This is a genomic window from Alphaproteobacteria bacterium (assembly GCA_016124955.1).
In the GTDB taxonomy this organism is placed as follows: domain Bacteria; phylum Pseudomonadota; class Alphaproteobacteria; order UBA9219; family RFNS01; genus RI-461.
The window spans coordinates 19,128-39,004 of record WGMR01000003.1; the positions used below are offsets into that span (position 1 = coordinate 19,128).

A 19,877-nucleotide genomic window follows, 5' to 3' on the forward strand; every position below is an offset into this window, starting at 1 on the left:
TGATATTATCTGTATGAATATATGCGTAAAATCAAGCAGACTATGTTAAGTATCTGAATCACCCCCTGAAGCTTGCCCGCAATGCTCAAGAAAACCTTCCGTATCAGCATACAGATTCTCGGCGCCGTGCTGGCTGTTGTTGCCATTGCGCTTGGCGCGGCGATATGGCGGGTTGCGAGCGCGCCGATAACCTTCGAGGAAATGGAACCCTATATCGAACAGGCGCTTGGGGACAGCGAACACGGTATTACGGCGGAAGTGCCTTCGAACCTGCTCGTGTGGGATAACGAGGAGTTCGAGTTTCGCTTCCGCGTTAGCGGTGCCAAGCTATTCAACGCCGAGGGGCAACAGATAGCGCTGCTGCCCGATCTTTCGATGCGGCTTAGCCTGTTCTCGCTGCTTTACGGCAGGGTGGCTCCGGCCGAAATTAAGGTCGAGCGGCCGCAAATCGTGCTGGAGCGTACGGTCGAAGGCCAGTTCCTGTTTGGCGGAATTGGTGAAGCCGATGGCGCATCGCAGATGCCGGCGGATGATGGAAATAAAGCTTCCTTCGCCGAAATGCTGAAACAGTTTCTTGGCATCGAATCCGGCATTATCGGCGGGCTTGGGGCGCTTTCGAACCTGACGATTGATCACGCGATCATTAGCATCTTTGATAGAGCAACAGGTAAAAGCTGGCAGGTTTCGTTTCCCTTCATCAGTTTTTCACGCGATTGGCGCGGCACCTATGGCACGGCGCTTGTCGAGATTACGCAGGGCGAAACGGTAAGCCCGCTACGTGTCAACATGGCATACCAGCGCGATAAAAAGCGCATTAGCCTTACGGGCAGTTTTACGGACATCAATCTTTCCTTTCTTGGCGGCAAGCATGAAAGCCTTTCGGATTTTGCCCGCTTTGACATGCCGCTAAGCGGCGACGTTACCGTTATGCTGAACGAGGATTTTGCGCTCGATGCGGCAAAGTGGGATGTAAAAGCAGGCGCGGGGACTTTGACGGCCGTGGAATTGTGGCCTGCGCCGATGAAGGTTGGTGCTTTGCGAAGCGAGGGGGATTTCGATAGCCGCAACCTGACCGCCAATTTGAAGGAACTGCACGCCGAACTTTCCGGGCTTAAGATCGAGGTTTCGGGGAAAATCAGGCCGACAGGCGCCGACCGCGGCTTTATCTATGATATCGATGCTGTGATGCGGGATCTGCCTATGGACGGCATCACCGGCTATTGGCCGGATAAGGTTGCCGTCAATCCGCGCGCATGGATAGCGGAAAATATGACGGAAGGCGCCTTCACGGAGCTTGGCGGCCATTTCAAAGGCGGCGGACAATGGGGCGCGTGGGAAGGCGTGAACCTTGCTTCGGCCAAGGGCGCTATCGCTATGAAAAACGCGACCATTCGCTATCACGATGCCTTGCCGCCCGTAACGGGTGTGGGCGGAACGGCCGAATTCGATCAAAATGAAATGCGGATACAGGTCACAGGCGGCAAGGCCGCGGGCATGGATTTGCAGCCTGCACCAATCGTCATATCGGGTCTGAGTGCCGAGGATCAATTTATCGATATCACCGTGATCGCCAAATCGCCGCTCAAGGCGCTGCTTGGCCTGATCGACCGCGAGCCGCTTGGCTATGCCACCGCTGTCGGGCTGAGCCCCGATAAGGTGCAGGGCGAGGCCGATGTGACCGTAAGATTCAATTTCCCGCTGCTTAAAAGCCTTTCGATTGATCAGGTCAAGGTTACGGGCGAGGGACGAGTAAAGGATTTTTACAGCGAAGAGCTGGTGCCCGGTTACAAACTTTCGAACGGCAAGCTTGATGTATTGCTCGATGACGTGCATCTCGGGATTGACGGTAATGTTGCACTGAACGGCGTTCCGCTCGATATCGCGTGGCGGGAAAATTTTCCGCAAGACGGCAAGGATATCAGCCCGCGTAAAACCGGCAGGGTTACGGGCACGGTGACCGGCGAACAGTGGCAAATGCTCGATACTACACTTTATCACAATATTACCGGTCCGACCGACGTGGCCATCGATTACACTGATGTCAGCGAGCAGATGAGCAATATCGGTCTTGTGATTGACGGCGGTAAAGCCGGAATAAGTTATGACGACCTGAACTACCACAAGTCTCCGGGAAAGCCATTCCTTCTTGAAGCTGCGATCAGCATGCCGCGGGATCAACTCGCGCAGATCGATACGCTTCGCATAGATGGCGATCAGGCTAATATCGACGGTACAGGCATGCTGGATGCCAAAAGCTTTAATTTGCGTTCCTTGACGCTCGATCCGTTTATCCTTGGCCGCAACAACGCCAAAATGGAGTTCAGTGCGGACGAAAAGGGAGCGCAGAAGTTTGTGCTTTCCGGCAAGGCGCTGGATATCGCCAGCGGCGAGCCGCCGCCAAAGACGGAAGAGGCGCCGAAGGTGGAGCCGCAGCACAAGCACCCGCTTGAAGTTAACATCAAGGTCGGCAACGCCTATACCGGTGAAAGCAGCCGCTTTACGGATCTAAGCCTGGTGGCCCGGCGCGATGCCGTTGGCTGGTATAATTTTGATGTGCAGGCGAAGGCGGAGCAGGGCATACCGCTTAGCATGTGGCTGCGCCCGGAAGGCAAGGTCAGCCACCTTAGTATCGCAACCGACGATCTCGGCGCTGTTTTGCGTTCATGGGATGCGGGCGAGAGCATCAAGGGCGGCAGACTGATCATATCGGGCAAAGGCACGCCCGAAAATCCGCGCGTTGTGGAGGGGACGATCGACTTGCAGGACTATCAGGTGAAGGATATGCCGTTCCTTGCCGTGCTGATCAACGCGGTTTCGCTTGGCGGCTTGGCCGATATGCTGCAAGGCAAGGGACTCAATTTCGACAGGCTGGACGGCAACTTTAAGCTGGATGGCGATACGCTGGTGTTGAAAAAGATTCGCACGACGGGTGGCGGTTCGCTCGGGTTGAATATGGAAGGCTATATCGATCTTTATACCAACGAAGCGCGCTTGCAGGGCACCGTTGTGCCATTCGATTTCTTTAACCGCGTTGTCGGCAGCATTCCGCTGGTGGGTGATTTGATCACGGGCGGCAAGGGGCAGGGGCTGATCGCTGCCGCCTATAGTGCCAAGGGGCCGCTTGGAAACCTTGATGTGAGCGTCAACCCGGCTTCCATGCTCACACCCGGGATTTTCCGGCAAATGTTCTTTATGGACAGCCTCGATGGACCGTCAGACGTGCCGAAGATGAATGTGCCGGAGCAGCAGGGTAAAATTCGCGGCAAGCTTCACAACTAGCTATTGTGCCTTTGCGAGCGCATGACGCTTTTTGCCGAACGTCAGCCGCGCGATGCCTTCGGCATCGAGATCGCCGTTACCAAGCGTTGCGGTGATGGATGTGACCGGGTTATCGTTCAGCTTAATTCCGCCTTGCTCGATAAGCCGCTTTGCTTCGCCTTTCGATGCAGCCATACCAAGCGCCACTGCAATATCCACGATAGCGGGTGCGCTGCCCGTTGCGAAGGCGAAAGTGGGAAGGCCGCCGGCCTTGCCGCTGCCCGCAAAGGCTTGTGCCGCGGTTGCCGATGCTTCCGCCGCTGCTTTCTCCCCATGGCATAGCTTGGTGGCTTCCGTTGCCAGAATTTTTTTGGCATCGTTGATTTCTGCGCCGCCGAGTTTTTCAAGCCGTGCGATTTCATCCAGCGGCATGTCCGTGAATATGCGCAGGAACCGGCCCACATCGGCATCTTCCGTGTTGCGCCAGAATTGCCAGTAATCGTAGGGAGAAAGGCGTTCGGCCCGCAGCCAAACGGCGCCCGCCGCCGTCTTGCCCATTTTCGTGCCCGAGCTGGTGGTGATCAACGGGGTTGTAAGCCCGAACAGTTCGGCATCCATCTTGCGCCGTCCAAGTTCGACCCCGTTGACGATGTTACCCCATTGGTCGGAACCGCCCATTTGCAGCGTGCATTGGTTCCGTTTATGCAGTTCGAGAAAATCGTATGCCTGCATGATCATGTAGTTGAATTCGAGGAAGGTGAGGGGTTGTTCACGCTCCAATCGCAGCTTGACGGAATCGAACGTCAGCATGCGGTTGATGGTGAAATGCGGCCCCACTTCCCGCAGAAAAGAAATGTAGCCAAGCTTTTCGAGCCAGTCGGCATTGTTGACCATGATCGCGCCGGTCGGGCCATCATCGAAGCTAAGGTAGTTCTTGAATATTTCCTTGATGCTGGCGATGTTGGCCGCGATTTTCTCGTCGGTCATGAGCTGGCGGGTTTCATCTTTGCCCGAAGGGTCGCCTACCTTGGTCGTGCCGCCACCCATCAGAACGATAGGCCGGTGCCCGGTTTGCTGCAGGCGCCGCAACATCATAATGCTGGCAAGATTGCCGACATGAAGACTATCGGCGGTCGCGTCATAGCCGATATAGCCGGTGACCACGCCCTTGTTTGCCTTCGCGTCCAGTGCCGCTTCATCGGTAACCTGATGGAGGTGGCCTCGCTCGCGCATCACGCGCAAAAATTCGGATTTCATGTTAGCTTACCTGCGAATCTGGTGTGGGAATGGAATAAAAAGGCTATGCCAAATAAAGTTTATCGCAGTATCGGCCTGATGAGCGGCACATCGCTTGATGGCGTCGATGCGGCATTGATTGAAACGGATGGTCGGACATATGTAAAGCCCAAGGCGTTTGTGACCAGGCGCTATCAGCCCGATTTCCGTGCAAAACTTCGCAAATGCTTCGGGAACCGTCAAGGGGCGAAGGACAGGGCGGTCGCGGCTGTCGGGCGCAGGCTTACGGAACTTCATGCTGCGGCCGTGCTGGCAACGCTGAAGAAGGCGGGCTTGAAGCCTGCCGATATAGACCTTGTTGGGTTTCATGGCCAAACGATCTGGCACCGTCCTCAGGACGGCGTTACGTGCCAGATCGGTGATGGCAAACTTCTGGCCAAGCTTACCGGCATTCCCGTCGTCAACGATTTCCGCCGCGCCGATATCGAGGCCGGCGGCCATGGCGCGCCCATGGTGCCGCTGTTCCATGCCGCCAAGGCGGTCGCGCTGCCCAAGCCGCTTGCAATCATCAATATAGGCGGCGTGGCCAATATCACATGGCTTGATGCACGGGGCGGGATATACGCCTTCGATACCGGTCCGGGCGGCGCGCTGATCGATGATTGGGTGCTGCGCAAGCATGGCAAGCCAAAGGATGTTGGTGGTAGGCTGGCGGCACGCGGCAAGGTGGATTGGAACGCCGTCCATAAATTCTGGGCGCATCCTTATTTCCTGCAGCCCATTCCTAAATCGCTCGACCGCGATGAATTCAAGAAATTCCTTCCCAAGCGCGCAAAGCTGACCGATGGCGCGGCAACGGTGACGATGATGAGCGCGATGGGGATATGCCATGCCTTCGCGATGTTCGAAGAGCAACCGACCCGCGTACTGGTCACTGGCGGCGGGCGCCACAATAAAACCTTGATGGAATGGCTTTCCGGTTTGCTCGGGCGGCCGGTGCAACCGGTAGAGGCCGTGAAGTGGAACGGCGATGCGCTGGAAGCGCAGGCATTCGCCTATCTGGCGGTGCGAAGCAAGCTTAAATTGCCGCTTACGCTGCCGACGACCACGGGCGTGCGTAAACGCATGACCGGCGGCGTGTTGCACAAGCCGTAAAAAATAAAAAAAGGGGGCGGTGTTTCCACCGCCCCCGAGGCTAAAGTATCTTTTTTTATTATCTGCGTCTTATTTAGTGCATAGCGAGCACGCGTCCTCTGCGTTGTACCCCGCCAATATGGGCAAACCTGGTTTGCGTACGGACCGGCTTATCAGCCGCCAGCGTAATGCCGCCGGTAACCCCACTGTTGCCCACCGATAACCAACTGCCTCTCTTCGATCCGGCGCTGGCTGTTGCGCCTGTGGCCTTGCCAAGAAGGTCACGTATTTTGCTGACCTGGTCCTTTTGCTTCTTGGTTGCCTTGCCGCTTTGCACGGTTGCTGTGAAAGCCGTGTTAAGCGCCTGGGCCAAATCCTTGAAGCTGGTCTGGAACGCCTGGTAGTGCGCGTCAGACTGGCTTGCAAGGGCATTAATCTGGGCCTGCAGATTAAGAACCTTGACCAGAACTTCCGGGTTGTTCTGGAGGGCCTTCTGCATTTCTTCGACCGAGATCTCCCCATCCCCATCAATATCGATGAGCTTCTTTGCGGCAGCCAGTTCCTGTTCCAGCTTTTGCTGAGCATCACTCTTGTTCTCCAAGTGTGACAGGTATGTATCTGTCGCTGCCAGGGCAACGTTCATCTTTACTTTTAAATTTTCCACCGCGGCTTGCTGTGCCCGATCGGTAGCAACATCATCATCATGCGTAGCCATCTTAATCATGCGTAGCCATCTTAGCCTCCTTTGTTGGAGTTTCTTTTTTTTATTTTGAGTTCGTTACCGCTGTTGGCCGTTTGCCCCCCTGATTCCTGTGGCCGCCCTCGATAACGCTCGGGCCAATTCTTATGCTCATTGCGAAAACGGTCAACATAACAAATGTTTTTTGAGCTACCGCTTTTTTGCATAGCGGCCAGATATGGGGACGTTTGTGCTGCGGAATCTCGTTCCATGCAATAAAAATGCAGGTTTACAGCGCTTTATTCCCGAATGTATCATCGTGATAACGCAATGCCCCGTGCGGAAAGCCTAAAGCGGCAAAATACCGGGTTGACAGGATTGTTTTCGCGCAAAAAATAACGCGAATTTCCGTCAAGTGTTTTTTTGGGCTTTGATTTTCTCCAGCCCAAGGGCTACTCATGAAAGGCAGCAAATAACGATAATATTCTTGCGTATTTTGGTAATGAGTTTTGTAAATCTTCAAACGGCGGAATTTGGCGTGTGCGTAATGGCAAAAGAACGACGGAAGAAATAATCCTGCCGTTACCAATTTTGGTTATTTATAATTGTCTGAGGTTTACGACTCAGCCGGCCATCGCCATGGCGATGGGCATCTGGTGCAGCAGCGTATCCAGATATTCCTCGACATGGCTTGTCAGTTCATCGAGATGCTCGCTGAAGAAATGGGTCGCGCCGGGAACCACGCGATAGTCGATTGAAATATCACGCTGATGCGCCAGCTTGTGCACAAGCTTTGCCACCACCGGTTCGGGCACGAGATCGTCATTTTCACCATGGATAACGAGGCCTGAAGTCGGGCAGGGTGCCAAAAAGTTAAAATCGAGCATGTTGGCCGGGGGCGCAATCGAGATGAAAGTATCGATTTCGGGGCGCCGCATCAGCAGCTGCATGCCAATCCATGAACCGAAGGAAAAGCCCGCCACGAAGACCGAGCGTGAATTAAGGTTCATGCTTTGCAGCCAATCAAGCGCTGCCGCCGCATCGCTAAGCTCGCCTTCACCGCGATCATAGGTGCCCTGGCTACGGCCGACGCCGCGGAAATTAAAGCGCAGGGTGGCAAAATCGCGCTGCACGAAAGCATTGTAAATGGCGTAAACAACCTTGTTGTTCATTGTGCCGCCATGCTGCGGGTGCGGGTGCAGCATCAGGGCGATGGGAGCTGTGGGCGATTTGCCCGGGCTATAGCGACCTTCGAGACGACCGGCAGGGCCGGCAAAGAGAACTTCAGGCATCTGGTGCTAGCCTCATAAACACGGGTTGGTCAGGTGGCAGCTATAAAACTGAATTAATTGGTCTTTTTCAGCTTCAGCAGCCGCTGGCCTCTTATAGCATAGTCGGCCATGCAGAATTCAAGCATTACGTTGTTTTTGGTTGCGGTTATTTGTGGTCTAATAACTGAAGCTTGATATTTTAACTTATTGATTTTTAAAGATAAACAGTATATAATGGTAAACCTTATTAACGGATCCATCTGCGTAATCGGCTAGGTACCTAACAAAACAATGATTTACCTCGATTACAACGCAACCACACCCCTTAAGCCCGCCGTGCGCGAATCGGTCGTCGCGGCGATGGATGTCTGCGGCAATGCTTCCTCGGTCCATCGCTATGGGCAGCAGGCCCGTATGCTGGTTGAGGGGGCGCGGGAAGAGGTTGCCGCCATGGTCGGGGTCAAGCCTGCGCAGGTGATCTTCACCAGCAGCGGTACGGAGGCCAATAACCTTGCACTGCGCGCAACCGGCAGAACAAAGATCGTCGCTTCTGCGATAGAACATGATTCCATCCTGCAAGGCGCCGCAACGGCGCGCCTGCCGGTTCTGGCTAGCGGCGTGATGGATCTGGATGCATTGCCCGGGCTTTTGGAGGATGGCGTAAGCACGGTTGTTTCTGCCATGTTGGTCAACAATGAAACCGGCATCGTGCAACCCGTAAATGAAATCGCCGCGAAGGCAAAATCATACGGGGCGATCGTCCACACCGATGCCGTGCAAGCGGCCGGGCGGATGGCGCTGGATTTTGCCGCGCTTGGCGTCGATATGATGACGCTTTCGGCACACAAGATCGGCGGCCCGCAGGGCGTTGGCGCGCTGATCGTGCGGCCCGATCTTCCCGTTGCGCCGCTGCTGCATGGGGGCGGGCAGGAAATGCGCCGCCGCGCGGGGACGGAGAATGTTGCCGGCATTGCCGGGTTTGGCGAAGCGGCGAGGCTTGTCGCCAATGATATGATCAACCAGCTGCAGCTCAGTGAATGGCGCACGTGGATGGAAAACGAGATTGCGTCTTTCGGCGAAGGTGTGCGCATTTTCGGCAGCGAGGCGACACGCGTCGCCAATACATCGTGCATTGCCATGCCGGGCGTGAGCAGTGAAAAGCAGGTCGTGGCTTTCGATCTGGCAGGTATAGCCGTGAGCGCCGGTTCCGCCTGCTCAAGCGGCAAGGTCAAGGCTTCCCACGTTCTGCGTGCGATGGGGCTGGATGACAATTTAGCCGGCTGCGCGATCAGGGTTTCTTCCGGCTGGAACACAACAAGGCAGGATTTCGAACAGTTCACAAAAACGTGGAAAGCGCTCCATGCGCGTATCCGTAACATGAAACAAGCAGCTTGAGGTTTTGATATGGGTAATGTGATTGGCTTTGGTGAAATGCGCGGCGGCGCCGCGAACGAAACAGTTTGCTGGCTTTGTATGAAATCGCTTTCGCCGCGCGTGATTTTTTGTCACAGCTGCGGTGCTATACAGCCCGTCAGGAACATTGATCACTTTACCCGCCTTGCTCTTGAACGCCGCATCGATATCAATCAGGAAACTTTGGAACGCCAGTATGCGGCCATGAAGAAAACCTTCGATCCGCAGCGTTTCGCCATTCGCGGCGCCACCGAGCGGGGCCATGCCGCCAAGCAGCTTGAAGCGTTGACCGAAGCCTATGAAACGCTGCGCGAACCTGTGCGTCGCGGCCGTTATTGGCTTGGTTTGCATGAACAGGAGTTTGAGGAATCGCAGGCCGGCAACCCGGTTGTGCAGGAAATGAAAATAGAATTTGACCATGCCAGCTCGGCAGGCGAGGTTGACCGTGTTGCGCGCAAGGCGGGGCAGCATTTCGAAGAAGGCGTAATGCGCCTGCTTCAATCGCTGCGCCAACAGAACTGGCAGCTCGCGAACGCCACGCTGGTCGAGCTTGATGGCATGGAAGGCATTCTGAACGAAGTGCGCGGCAAGCGTACGCAGATTACCGACAAGAAAGACGGTTAATCAGGCGGCGGCCTTGTGCTGCTGCTCCAGCCACCCGGATAAATCCCGTTTTGCACGCGCGCTGTAGGCCAGCTTGCGGTCGCGGCCCTTGTGCTTGCCTTCGATATCCGGGAACAGGCCGAAATTAACATTCATGGGCTGGAAGGTTGCATCGTTGGCTGCGCCCGTTATGTGGCTGAGCAGCGCGCCGAGCGCGGTTGTGGGCGGCGGGGCATTGAGCGTGCCGGAAGCCCGTTCGGCTGCGGCAAAGCGCCCAGCTAGCAAACCGATGGCTGCCGATTCAACGTAGCCTTCCACGCCCGTAATTTGCCCGGCAAAGCGCAAGGATGGTTTGGCCTTTAAACGTAACTGCGTATCGAGCAGGCGCGGGCTGTTGATAAAGGTATTGCGATGCAACCCGCCGAGACGTGCAAATTCCGCGTTTTCTAGCCCGGGGATCATGCGGAAGACGCGGGTTTGTTCGGCGTATTTCATTTTTGTTTGAAACCCGACAAGGTTATAGAGCGTGCCAAGCGCGTTATCTTGCCGCAGTTGCACGACGGCATAAGGGCGGCGCGAGGTGTGCGGATCGGTTAGCCCAACCGGTTTCATTGGGCCGTAGCGCAGCGTATCAACGCCGCGCTCCGCCATCACCTCGATCGGCAGGCAGCCTTCAAAATAGGGCGTGTTCTTTTCCCATTCCCTGAAATCCGTTTTGGGTGCGCCGAGCAATTCCTTGATAAAATTCTCGTACTGTTCCTTATCCATTGCACAATTGATGTAATCGGAACCTGTGCCGCCGGGGCCCACTTTGTCGTAGCGGGATTGCATCCACGCCTTGCTCATATCGATGCTTTCGCGGTGCACGATGGGGGCGATGGCATCGAAGAAAGCAAGTGCGCTTTCGCCCGTGGCGGCAAGGACGGCTTGTGCCAGCGAGGCGGATGTCAGCGGGCCTGTGGCGATGATCGTGCTTTCCCATGCAGGCAAAGCGGTGATTTCTTCGCGCTCGATGGCGATGTTGGGTTGCCGTTCGAGTGCTTGCGTTACAGCGTTTGCAAAACCTTCGCGGTCAACCGCCAGCGCGCCGCCGGCCGGAACCTTGTGCATGTCTGCCGCCTGCATGATCAGGGAATTGCAGCGCCGCATTTCATCGTGCAAAAGCCCGACGGCATTATATTCGCTATCGTCCGACCGAAACGAATTCGAACAAACAAGTTCGGCGCACTGCCCGGTTTGGTGCGCTTCGGTGGCGCGTACGGGCCGCATTTCATGCAGTACGACGGGCGTACCGGCAGCGGCAAGCTGCCACGCCGCTTCGCTGCCGGCCAATCCGCCGCCAACGATATGAACCGGTTCTACGTCCTTCATGCGGCCATTATGGCGCATCCTTCACGTCAGCCGCAACCTTAACGCTGATCATCTTGGTCGGGTTATCAACCGTTCCGTTGTTGGTTACGGAGCCTTTTTTGATGGCATCCACATGTTCCATGCCCTCGATTACCTGCCCCCAGACCGTGTAAGTGCCGTTCAGATGCGGCGCAACGTCGAAGCAGATAAAGAACTGGCTGTCCGCTGAATTGGGGCTGGCCGCACGGGCCATCGAAACTGTGCCGCGCACATGCGGTACATCCGAAAATTCGGCCTTCAGATTCTTGCCGCTGCCGCCGGTGCCGGTGCCATTCGGGTCGCCGGTTTGGGCCATAAAGCCGGGGATCACGCGATGAAACACAAGCCCGTCATAGAAGCCCTGACGCACAAGTTCCTTGATGCGCGCGACATGGTTGGGCGCGACATCGGGCCGCATCTGGATGATGACTTTGCCATCGGGCAATTCCATGATCAGGGTATTTTCAGGGTCCATAATTTTCTTCTCCTGTGCATTCGCGGGGTTTGGCGGCATCAGGATTGATGCCAAAAAAGAAAGGATAAGCGCAATCCTGCCTGTTATTTTCATTGCCTGCCTCATCTTTGTGACGGGTTGGTGGAAAGGGCGTCGGTTGTAAAACCGCCGAGGTTCTTGAACAGCACGCTAAGCACGATTGCGGTGCCGGGGTTAAGATCGGGGCGGGATGTTTCATCCTGGCTGAAGCTGAGCGCGGCCGTCAAGCATTCGTCGATATAGGCGATTGTTGCGCCTGTGTTGCGCAAGCCCGCCTGCGGTTTGATCGCACGTTTCTGATAGACCGAGAAGTTCCAGTAATCAAACAAATGCGAGGAAAAACCGGCGGTGAGTTCCGAAACCGTCACGCGGCCGCTGGTTGTATCCTGCGTATCGGCGGAAAGGAAATCGCCGCTGGCGCGGAACCATTCCGGCCCGATATAACCGCGCACTTCGCTGCGGCGTGGGGTGAATGTTTCGGCATCAAGCCTGAAGCCATAGCTCGCTTGCAGCCAGCTGGCGGGTTGCAGTTCGATACGACCGACATAATCGGAGCGATGGCCGCGCAGGCCGGATTCGGTTGGAAACAACGGATCCTGATTAAAGCGGTAGCTTTGCCCGAACATAACATCGACGCGCTTGCCGCTGTCGCTATAGAAACCCGCGCGCGCGCCATAAGTAACGCGGTGCCCGCCTTCGAGAAGATCGACCCCGGTAAAGCGGTTCTTGTCGAACAGGCTGGTTTCATCGAATTCGACGTCGATACTGTCTTCATTCGCAATGCGTGGATAGTTACGAAGCCTTGGAGATGATGTAACGGCCACGATGGGTTCGACGATTTGTTCCCAGAATTCTCCGCGCCGCCCGAACGGATAGCGGAACACCAGGTTGGCTTGCGGGAAGGCGCGGAAGGTATAGGCATCATCGAACTTGTTTGCCGGGTTGTTCGGGTCCGTCAGCTTGTCGGCCCAGAACGTATCGAAGCGTACGCTGCCTGAAAGCGTGGTCACGAGTCCGATTTTGGAAATGGCTGTGCGTTCCCAGCCGCCTTCTGCCGAGACGCGGCGGCTATCGGGCCCCGCGCCCGTGGTGGCGTTAACGCCGCGACTGCGTGTCAGCGCAACCATGTTGCCATTAAAGGCCCAACGCCCGCCCAGCGTTTTGCCGGGCTCGCCAACCATATTGATGCTGACATTCGGGGCCACGACCGGCTCGGTGGCGCGAATGCCCGGGCGGATATCCTGGAAATAATAGACATCGAGCGCGGCATAATGACGGCCGCTGAAACGTTCGATATAGCCGCGGTTTTTTAGCACGTCCTTGGTGGGGATATTGTAGCGATAGAGATAGCTTTTATCCGATGTGAAAGCTATGTCGGCGCCAAGGCGCCAGCGTCTGTCCACATTATAAACGGCGTTGCCGAACAAGTGGCCGCGCCACTGGTCTTGCTGGAACACGCCTTCGTCGGTCGTGCGGTCTGCGTTCACAAAGCTGCCGGTGAAATCCAGTTTGCCTCGCTCAAGCCGCTCGCGGTACTGGCCTGCGAATTGAAAGCCGTCTTTTTGGCTTATGGTGGGTGAGACTGTGAAATCCTGATCGGGCGTAAAATAGAAGTAATACGGCACGCGACCGAAATTTCCGATGTTTTGGTCATGGCCTGCGTTGGGCGTGAGGAACCCGGATTTGCGTTTTACGCTTGGATCGGGGTGGGAAAAATACGGCGTGTACATAACCGGGACGCCGCCGATTTCCATGAAGGCATCGCGGTATATGATGCGTTTTTCTTTATCGTCATGCGTAACGCGCGCTGCCCGCATTTGCCAAAGTGGGGGCTTTGTCCGGTCTTCTTTGCAAAGATTACAAGGCGAATAGGTGGCGTGGCGCAGAATGGTGTAACGGTCGGCGACCTTTTCCGCTTCAAGTGCGGCAAAGCGAGAATTGTCGGTAAACACCATGCCGATTTGGCTGACGAAGCCGCGCTTCATATCACCCGTGATTTCCGCATGGTCGGCGAATATAACATTGCCATCCGGCTCGATGACCGTAACATTCCCGTCAGCCGTCACGACATCCGTAAGCTGGTTATAGGTCATTCTTTGGGCGCGAATGACGCGCTTGTCATGCACCAGTTCGACCTTGCCGATAGCGATGGCGATTTTCTGGTCCTGATCGTAGCGGATGCTTTCGGCGCTCAGCAGCGGTCGTCCTTCCGCTTGTGGCGCAGCAAGCGTGCCGTGGCACAGAAGCAGTGCCAGCATGGGAAGCGTGATCTTGAGGATTCTGATTCGGAACATGGCCTAAAGGATTGCCAGATAAGCCAATTTGGTCAAACTAAAAGCGATACTGGCGGGTTAGCGGCGGCGCAGGAAGGCGGGCAGGTCGCTGCCAAAACCCTCTTTGGTGTCGCCGCCGTCGTTTTGCGGCCTTTCGGCCCTGGGCTTGTCGTGTTTGGGGGCTTCGGGCTGCCTGGGTTTTTCGTGCCCGCGATTGCCCCTATCGCCGCCGCGATTGCTGCCGGGGCGGGCGCCGTGCCTGTCCCGGCCACCCCGATGGCTCTTGCCGCCTTGCTGTTTGCTCTTTTCCTCGCTGATGTCGATTTCCAGCGCCTCGATCTTTTTCTTGATCAGCTTTTCAATAGAATCGAGTTGTTCGCGTTCGTCCGAGGTCACCAGCATATACGCAATACCGGTTTTGCCGGCGCGGCCGGTGCGGCCGATACGGTGAACGTAATCTTCGGCGTTGAAGGGTACGTCAAAGTTGAACACATGGCTCAGGCCGCCGATATCGATGCCACGTGCGGCAACATCGCTGCAAACCAGAAGCGAAATTTCGTTCTTGCGGAAAGCGTCCAGTGTTTCGGTGCGCTTGCTTTGCGGCAAATCGCCATGCAACGCGCCGACATTAAAGCCATGGCGGCGCAGCGAATCCCTGAGCGCGTCGATGTCGCGTTTGCGGTTGCAAAAGATGAAGGCGTTTTGCACATCCTCGTGACGGAGCAGGGTGCGCAGCGCAGCGCGCTTGTCGCCTTCATGGACATTGATAATGGCCTGCTTCACCGTGGTGGCCGTAGTTGCGGGCGGCGAAACGCTGACTTCCTTGGGGCTGCTCATGAAGCGTTGCGCAAGCTTGCGGATTTCCGGCGGCATGGTGGCCGAGAAAAGCAGCGTTTGCCGGATTTTGGGCAGCAGTCCGGCGATTTTTTCGATATCCGGAATAAAGCCCATATCGAGCATGCGATCGGATTCGTCGATCACGAAGATCTTGATGTCGTTGAGCATAATGCGCCCGCGCTCGAACAGGTCGATCATGCGGCCGGGCGTGGCGATCAGAACGTCAACACCGCGATCGAGCTTCTTGATCTGCGGGTCCATATTCTCGCCGCCGATCAGGAGGACGGTTTCCAGCTTGTGGTATTTGCCGTAAAGGCGGAAATGCTCTTCCACCTGCGCGGCAAGTTCGCGCGTTGGCTCAAGGATGATGGAGCGCGGCATGCGCGCCCGCGCCCGCCCGCTGCCAAGAATTTCGATAAGCGGAATAGTGAAGCTGCCGGTCTTGCCGGTGCCGGTTTGGGCGCAGCCGATCATGTCGCGCCCCATCAGGATAATGGGGATCGCTTTTTCCTGTATCGGCGTTGGCGTGGTATAGCCTTTTTCGGCTATGGCCTTCAGCACGTCGGAGCCTAGGCCCAGATCTTCAAAACTTGTCACGGAAGACTTTACTCTATGGTTTTATACGTTAAACAGGCATCCGGGTTGCCGACAACATAGTTATCCACGCGGAAAAAGCAAGTTTCATCATGTCTGACCGTACTTCCCTTATCCTTTTGCCCGGCCTGTTGTGTGATAAGGCGCTGTGGCAGCATCAAATCCCTGCCCTGGCTGATAGGGCCGATATCCATGTTCCGGACCTTACAAAGCATAGCAGGATCAGTGATCTGGCCAAACAAGTGCTTGCGGAAGCGCCGCCACGCTTTGCTCTCGGGGCGCTTTCGATGGGCGGCTATGTGGCGCTCGAGATTATGCGGGTTGCGCCCGAACGGGTCGAACGGCTGGCGCTGATCGATACATCCGCACGGGCCGATACGCCCGAGCAAAAGGAGCGGCGCGAAGCGCTCATTGCGCTTTCCCGGAGCGGGAAGTTCAAAGGCGTAACGCCGCGCCTTATGCCCATGCTGGTGCACCCGGATAGCCTGAAGGACGATGCAATTACGGATGTGATCCTCGCCATGGCCGAACGCGTCGGGCGCGAAGCGTTCGAGCGGCAACAAACTGCCATACTGCACCGCATCGATAGCCGGTCTTCGCTGCCCGCCATTAAATGCCCGACGCTTGTTGTTTGCGGGATGCAGGACGAAATTACGCCGCCCGAGATCGCGCGGGAAACCGCGGAAGGGATCGGTGCCGCCGCGCAGCTCAAGCTTATCGATAAAAGCGGGCATCTTACGCCGCTTGAAAGGCCGGATGCCGTAACCGCGCTGATGCGCGCCTGGCTGCAGCGCTAGGAAGGCTTATTCAGGCTTCTTGCGTTCGGGGAACGGCGCGAAGGGGAAAGGCCGCTCGTCGCTCGCGAATGTCATGTAGGATACGACCTGCCCGAGATAGACGGAAAGATTGCCGCCAAAATCGCTTAGCCCGTCGAATACCTTGCCGCTGAACAGCTTGGCGACGAACTGGAACAGTGTGATGGCGAGTGCGAGCGTCGCGGCGAAATAGAAGGCGACGCCGCAAACGATCATGAACACGAAGCGCAGCCATGTGCCGCCATCGGAAACGTTCTTTTTCAGTTCCGTTTGGTCGATGATCGCTTCGCGGTCGCTTTCCGTTGCGCTCGGGCTTGCGTTGCTATCGTGGTTATCCATGGCTTTCTCCGGCGGCTGTATGCCGGAAAGCTATGCGATACCGGGCCGGGGTGTCAAACGCCGTACGAAACGGGCGCTAGATATTCCTGTAGATCACGGATTCCATTATGTGGTGAAGGTCCATGCTGCTCGTTTCACCCTTAACGATATAGCGGGTCGCGCCGCTTCGTAGCGCTTCATACTTCATCTTCATATCTTCGAGCCCGCTATAGACGATGATGGGGATTTCCGGGCGTTCGTCATGCAAAACCTTGACGGCGTCCGCGCCTGCCACATCCGGCAAGTTCAGATCAAGCAGGATCAGATCGAATTCCTGCCGTCTCAGCATATGGAATGCTTCGACCAGCCTGTGCGTTTCGGTGAAGGCATAATAATCGCCATTCGGTGCATGATCGAGCATGCGTTCCACGAGCAGAATGTCGCTGACGCTGTCTTCGACCAGCAGCACGTTTATCACGTTGCCGAGATCGATGAAAGCTTCACTTCCGGTCGGCATCATACTTGTACGCATGTAACCTCCATAAAGGATTTTCATCCTTTGCCGGTTGCTTAGATTGTAGCAGGAATCGTTTTTTATTTCTTTACGCTTATCATACCGGAAAATTCTTGCGTCACTTTGTGACGCCTTTATGTCAAACTTTTAGCTTTGTGATGATGCCATGCGGAACAAGGAGATAGAGCGGACATAGAATTTAAATAAAAAGCATGATGAGCAAGTTATTACTTTTTGCTGTGTGGCTTTAATTTATGTTAATCGTGATTTTGGTGAGCATTGGGCATAACATATGTGTGGCGGATGGGGTGAGATTCGAACTCACGGTACCCTTGCGGGTACACCGGTTTTCAAGACCGGAGCAATAGACCACTCTGCCACCCATCCGTGGCGCAATAATGATGCAGCGGGGCCGATTTTTCAACAAAGTTGAACGCCTGCGGAATTCCCCATAGTTTATTGGCATGAACAACCCTGCGGACGCCTGCGAACTTTCCATTGTCATGCCTTGCCTCAACGAGGCGCGGACGCTGGCGGCATGCATCGGCAAAGCAAGGAGCTTCCTTGAGGCGAACGGCATAGCGGGCGAGATTATCGTGGCCGATAACGGGAGCTGTGACGGTTCGCCCGAAATCGCGCAGCAGGCCGGCGCAAGGCTGGTGCGCGTGGCAGAGCGCGGCTATGGCGCGGTACTGGCGGGCGGTATTGCTGCGGCGGCCGGAGTTTTCGTGATTATGGGTGACGCTGACGCGAGTTACGATTTTGCCGAATCCGGAGTTCTGCTGGAAAAATTGCGCGGCGGAGCCGATCTGGTCATGGGCAATCGTTTTACAGGCGGGATCAAGCCCGGCGCGATGCCGTTCATGAACCGGTATTTGGGTAACCCGGTGCTGAGCGCAATTGGGCGGCTGTTCTTCAAAATACCGGCGGGTGATTTCCATTGCGGCCTGCGAGGATTCAAGCGCGAAGCGGTCATCGGGCTGGGGCTGCGCACCACGGGCATGGAGTATGCGAGCGAGATGCTGGTGCGTGCCGCATTGCAAGGACTGAAGATCGCCGAAGTGCCGGTTACGCTTTCGCCCGATGGCCGCGCGCGCCCTTCCCATTTGCGGCCATGGCAGGATGGCTGGAGGCACTTGCGCTTCCTGCTGCTGTACAGCCCGCGCTGGCTTTATTTGTATCCGGGGCTTGCGCTTATGGGTTTCGGCATCGCGATCGCCATGCTTTTGCTGCCGGGGCCGTTCATGGTGATGGAAAACGTGGGGATCGATGTGCATACGCTGCTTATCGGCGCGGTGTGCATAATTGTGGGTATGCAGAGCCTGACTTTCGCTATGCTGGCGCGGCAAAGCGCCGTGCGGCTTGGCGTGCTGCCGGATGATGGAAAATATGCGCGGTTGTTTTCTGTGCTTTCGGTCGAACGGCTGTTGCTGCTTGCGCTGTCGATGGCGGCGCTTGGTGTTGGCGCGATATTCTGGGCAGCGCAGATATGGTCGGCGGTGCATTTCGGCGCGCTCGATTACCGCGATATGATGCGCATACTTATCGCGGCCGCTACGCTTGTGATCGGCGGCGTGCAAACCGGCTTTACCGCCTTTATGCTTGGAATTTTACAGATAAGGCATAAAAATTAACCAAAGTGTCAGTCATTGCTTTCATCAGCATCGTGATAATCTGCGTTTATATATTATGAATTTACTCGATTTGGATTTATCGGATGCCAAAGGACAGAAGTGAAAAACGCCTCAGGCAGATGGCGGACTTTTGCTGGAAGAAATTCCAGAAAGGGGGAAAGCTTGCTATAAAGTGGTATAAAATGTTCGAAAAGCTTGTTGTGGAAGTGGCCAAAAAAACAATGCGTCACAAACCGCCGGGGCCTAGTTTATAGACAGCATAACCGGCGTATGGTCCGAAGCCTTTTCCATGCCGCGCGGCGCGCGGTCAATCACACAGCTTTGCAGACGGTCGATGATTTCGGGCGATAGCAGGAAATGATCAATGCGCAAACCGTTATCCCGCTGCCAGGCGCCGGCCTGATAATCCCAAAATGTAAAGGCGCGGTCCTGCGCCGGGTGCAACGCGCGGTAAGCGTCGGTCAAGCCAAGATTGGTTATGCCGCGCCAAAGTTCGCGTGTTTTAATGTGAAAAAGGGCATCGCCCTCCCACGCTTTCGCATCATAAACGTCACGCGCTTCCGGGATGACATTAAAATCGCCGCCTACAAGAAACGGCTTTTCCTCCGCCAGTAACGCCGCAAGCCGCGCATGCAGCCGCCGCATCCATTTATGCTTGTAGGGAAATTTTTCGGTATCAACCGGGTTTCCGTTCGGCAGATAGATGTTGATGGCGGTGATGCCGTTATATTCCGCTTCCATATACCGGGCCTGCGGGTCATCCTTGTCGCCCGGCAGCGTATCCATCACAAGCTTGGCCGGTTCCTTGCTTAATATTGCCACGCCGTTATAGGTCTTTTGTCCGGCCACGAGTTGCCTGTAGCCCAACGTATCGAATTCGGCGGCCGGAAAAGCTTCGCTGACGCATTTGATTTCCTGCATCATTAATATGTCCGGCTGGTTCTGCTGCAGCCAGCCGGTAACGATAGGCAAGCGCGCCTTGATGGAATTGACGTTCCAGATCGCAATTTTCATAGATTGAACGATGCCCCGCACCCGCAGGCCGAGCTGGCATTGGGGTTCTTCAGCTCGAATTCGCTGCCGGCCAGCGTATCGGTGAAATCGACCACGCTGCCGCTGATGAGATTCAGCGAAGTGGGGTCGATCAGAAGTTCGGCCCCCGCAGGGCCGAAGCATAGGTCACCTTCCTGCAATGTATCGAACCGGAACACGCGCTGGAAGCCGGAACAGCCGCCCGCCAGGATTTCAAGCCTGATACGTTTCCCTTCGCCGGCCAGCTGCTTCAAACGGGTGGCGGCCCGCTCCGTCACCTCAAGGGTGGGTCGCTTGGGTGCCTGGCCTTCTTGCGTGGTGCCGGTTGTCATATTCATATATAGAATATAGTAATTCGTGCCGGATGTTTAAAGACCTTATGAG

General features: G+C 55.9%; 17 protein-coding genes and 1 tRNA gene. 6 read left to right on the forward strand and 12 right to left on the reverse strand.

Annotated elements, in window-relative coordinates; all coding sequences use genetic code 11:
• The first annotated feature begins 81 nt into the window (after positions 1-81).
• Positions 82-3,279, forward strand: coding sequence for a hypothetical protein (locus GC131_01010; GenBank protein ID MBI1272652.1), 3,198 nt, complete (start codon positions 82-84; stop codon positions 3,277-3,279).
• On the opposite strand, the gene GC131_01015 is transcribed toward GC131_01010, so the two are convergent.
• Positions 3,280-4,515: a tyrosine--tRNA ligase gene (locus GC131_01015; protein MBI1272653.1), complete on the reverse strand. Its 1,236-nt coding sequence runs from the start codon at positions 4,513-4,515 to the stop codon at positions 3,280-3,282.
• Positions 4,516-4,560: 45 nt separating this feature from the next.
• On the opposite strand from GC131_01015, the gene GC131_01020 reads away from it, so the two are divergent.
• Positions 4,561-5,649, forward strand: coding sequence for an anhydro-N-acetylmuramic acid kinase (locus tag GC131_01020; GenBank protein ID MBI1272654.1), 1,089 nt, complete (start codon positions 4,561-4,563; stop codon positions 5,647-5,649).
• A gap of 73 nt (positions 5,650-5,722) precedes the next feature.
• Here the strand turns inward: GC131_01020 and GC131_01025 are convergent, their stop codons facing one another.
• Positions 5,723-6,352: a hypothetical protein gene (locus GC131_01025; GenBank protein ID MBI1272655.1), complete on the reverse strand. Its 630-nt coding sequence runs from the start codon at positions 6,350-6,352 to the stop codon at positions 5,723-5,725.
• Positions 6,353-6,930: 578 nt separating this feature from the next.
• Positions 6,931-7,599 carry an alpha/beta fold hydrolase gene (locus GC131_01030; GenBank protein ID MBI1272656.1) on the reverse strand — a complete coding sequence of 223 codons (669 nt, stop codon included), beginning with the start codon at positions 7,597-7,599 and terminating at the stop codon, positions 6,931-6,933.
• Between the two features lie 270 nt (positions 7,600-7,869).
• Here GC131_01030 and GC131_01035 point away from each other — a divergent pair, with 270 nt between their 5' ends.
• Both GC131_01035 and GC131_01040 read left to right on the forward strand, forming a co-directional pair.
• Positions 7,870-8,973, forward strand: coding sequence for an aminotransferase class V-fold PLP-dependent enzyme (locus tag GC131_01035; GenBank protein MBI1272657.1), 1,104 nt, complete (start codon positions 7,870-7,872; stop codon positions 8,971-8,973).
• A gap of 9 nt (positions 8,974-8,982) precedes the next feature.
• Complete coding sequence (locus GC131_01040; GenBank protein ID MBI1272658.1) at positions 8,983-9,615, forward strand: molecular chaperone DnaJ; 633 nt, start codon at positions 8,983-8,985, stop codon at positions 9,613-9,615.
• Here GC131_01040 and GC131_01045 read toward each other — a convergent pair whose 3' ends face one another.
• The 4 genes from GC131_01045 to GC131_01060 all read right to left on the reverse strand — a co-directional run bounded on the left by GC131_01045 (position 9,616) and on the right by GC131_01060 (position 15,183).
• Positions 9,616-10,965: a methylenetetrahydrofolate--tRNA-(uracil(54)-C(5))-methyltransferase (FADH(2)-oxidizing) TrmFO gene (locus GC131_01045; protein ID MBI1272659.1), complete on the reverse strand. Its 1,350-nt coding sequence runs from the start codon at positions 10,963-10,965 to the stop codon at positions 9,616-9,618. It lies immediately after the preceding gene.
• A 7-nt stretch (positions 10,966-10,972) separates the two neighbouring features.
• Positions 10,973-11,458, reverse strand: coding sequence for a peptidylprolyl isomerase (locus tag GC131_01050; GenBank protein ID MBI1272660.1), 486 nt, complete (start codon positions 11,456-11,458; stop codon positions 10,973-10,975).
• Positions 11,459-11,559: 101 nt separating this feature from the next.
• On the reverse strand, positions 11,560-13,770 hold the full coding sequence (gene lptD / locus GC131_01055; GenBank protein ID MBI1272661.1) for an LPS assembly protein LptD: 2,211 nt from the start codon (positions 13,768-13,770) through the stop codon (positions 11,560-11,562).
• 57 nt (positions 13,771-13,827) lie between these two features.
• The gene (locus tag GC131_01060; protein ID MBI1272662.1) at positions 13,828-15,183 is read right to left on the reverse strand and encodes a DEAD/DEAH box helicase; all 1,356 of its coding nucleotides are present in this window, start codon (positions 15,181-15,183) and stop codon (positions 13,828-13,830) included.
• A gap of 89 nt (positions 15,184-15,272) precedes the next feature.
• On the opposite strand from GC131_01060, the gene GC131_01065 reads away from it, so the two are divergent.
• Positions 15,273-15,977, forward strand: a complete 705-nt coding sequence (locus GC131_01065) for an alpha/beta fold hydrolase (GenBank protein ID MBI1272663.1) — start codon at positions 15,273-15,275, stop codon at positions 15,975-15,977.
• Between the two features lie 6 nt (positions 15,978-15,983).
• On the opposite strand, the gene GC131_01070 is transcribed toward GC131_01065, so the two are convergent.
• The 3 genes from GC131_01070 to GC131_01080 form a co-directional block, all read right to left on the reverse strand.
• Positions 15,984-16,334, reverse strand: a complete 351-nt coding sequence (locus GC131_01070) for a DUF4389 domain-containing protein (protein MBI1272664.1) — start codon at positions 16,332-16,334, stop codon at positions 15,984-15,986.
• A 76-nt stretch (positions 16,335-16,410) separates the two neighbouring features.
• On the reverse strand, positions 16,411-16,869 hold the full coding sequence (locus GC131_01075; protein MBI1272665.1) for a response regulator: 459 nt from the start codon (positions 16,867-16,869) through the stop codon (positions 16,411-16,413).
• Positions 16,870-17,124: 255 nt separating this feature from the next.
• A tRNA-Ser gene (locus tag GC131_01080) sits at positions 17,125-17,214 on the reverse strand.
• A 77-nt stretch (positions 17,215-17,291) separates the two neighbouring features.
• Between GC131_01080 and GC131_01085 the strand changes: the two genes are divergently transcribed.
• Positions 17,292-18,461 carry a glycosyltransferase gene (locus tag GC131_01085; GenBank protein MBI1272666.1) on the forward strand — a complete coding sequence of 390 codons (1,170 nt, stop codon included), beginning with the start codon at positions 17,292-17,294 and terminating at the stop codon, positions 18,459-18,461.
• A 243-nt stretch (positions 18,462-18,704) separates the two neighbouring features.
• On the opposite strand, the gene xth is transcribed toward GC131_01085, so the two are convergent.
• Together xth and GC131_01095 are read right to left on the reverse strand one after the other, a co-directional pair.
• Positions 18,705-19,475 carry an exodeoxyribonuclease III gene (gene xth, locus GC131_01090; protein MBI1272667.1) on the reverse strand — a complete coding sequence of 257 codons (771 nt, stop codon included), beginning with the start codon at positions 19,473-19,475 and terminating at the stop codon, positions 18,705-18,707.
• Positions 19,472-19,825 carry an iron-sulfur cluster assembly accessory protein gene (locus GC131_01095; GenBank protein MBI1272668.1) on the reverse strand — a complete coding sequence of 118 codons (354 nt, stop codon included), beginning with the start codon at positions 19,823-19,825 and terminating at the stop codon, positions 19,472-19,474. Before GC131_01095 ends, xth begins: the two co-directional genes overlap by 4 nt.
• Positions 19,826-19,877 lie beyond the last annotated feature (52 nt).

Excerpts from the sequence above, each read along its gene's own strand:
- GC131_01010 (MBI1272652.1), top strand. The coding sequence starts at position 82 with ATGCTCAAGAAAACCTTCCGTATCAGCATACAGATTCTCGGCGCCGTG.
- GC131_01015 (MBI1272653.1), bottom strand. The coding sequence starts at position 4,515 with ATGAAATCCGAATTTTTGCGCGTGATGCGCGAGCGAGGCCACCTCCAT.
- GC131_01020 (MBI1272654.1), top strand. The coding sequence starts at position 4,561 with ATGCCAAATAAAGTTTATCGCAGTATCGGCCTGATGAGCGGCACATCG.
- GC131_01025 (MBI1272655.1), bottom strand. The coding sequence starts at position 6,352 with ATGATTAAGATGGCTACGCATGATGATGATGTTGCTACCGATCGGGCA.
- GC131_01030 (MBI1272656.1), bottom strand. The coding sequence starts at position 7,599 with ATGCCTGAAGTTCTCTTTGCCGGCCCTGCCGGTCGTCTCGAAGGTCGC.
- GC131_01035 (MBI1272657.1), top strand. The coding sequence starts at position 7,870 with ATGATTTACCTCGATTACAACGCAACCACACCCCTTAAGCCCGCCGTG.
- GC131_01040 (MBI1272658.1), top strand. The coding sequence starts at position 8,983 with ATGGGTAATGTGATTGGCTTTGGTGAAATGCGCGGCGGCGCCGCGAAC.
- GC131_01045 (MBI1272659.1), bottom strand. The coding sequence starts at position 10,965 with ATGAAGGACGTAGAACCGGTTCATATCGTTGGCGGCGGATTGGCCGGC.
- GC131_01050 (MBI1272660.1), bottom strand. The coding sequence starts at position 11,458 with ATGGACCCTGAAAATACCCTGATCATGGAATTGCCCGATGGCAAAGTC.
- lptD (MBI1272661.1), bottom strand. The coding sequence starts at position 13,770 with ATGTTCCGAATCAGAATCCTCAAGATCACGCTTCCCATGCTGGCACTG.
- GC131_01065 (MBI1272663.1), top strand. The coding sequence starts at position 15,273 with ATGTCTGACCGTACTTCCCTTATCCTTTTGCCCGGCCTGTTGTGTGAT.
- GC131_01070 (MBI1272664.1), bottom strand. The coding sequence starts at position 16,334 with ATGGATAACCACGATAGCAACGCAAGCCCGAGCGCAACGGAAAGCGAC.
- GC131_01075 (MBI1272665.1), bottom strand. The coding sequence starts at position 16,869 with ATGAAAATCCTTTATGGAGGTTACATGCGTACAAGTATGATGCCGACC.
- GC131_01085 (MBI1272666.1), top strand. The coding sequence starts at position 17,292 with ATGAACAACCCTGCGGACGCCTGCGAACTTTCCATTGTCATGCCTTGC.
- xth (MBI1272667.1), bottom strand. The coding sequence starts at position 19,475 with ATGAAAATTGCGATCTGGAACGTCAATTCCATCAAGGCGCGCTTGCCT.
- GC131_01095 (MBI1272668.1), bottom strand. The coding sequence starts at position 19,825 with ATGACAACCGGCACCACGCAAGAAGGCCAGGCACCCAAGCGACCCACC.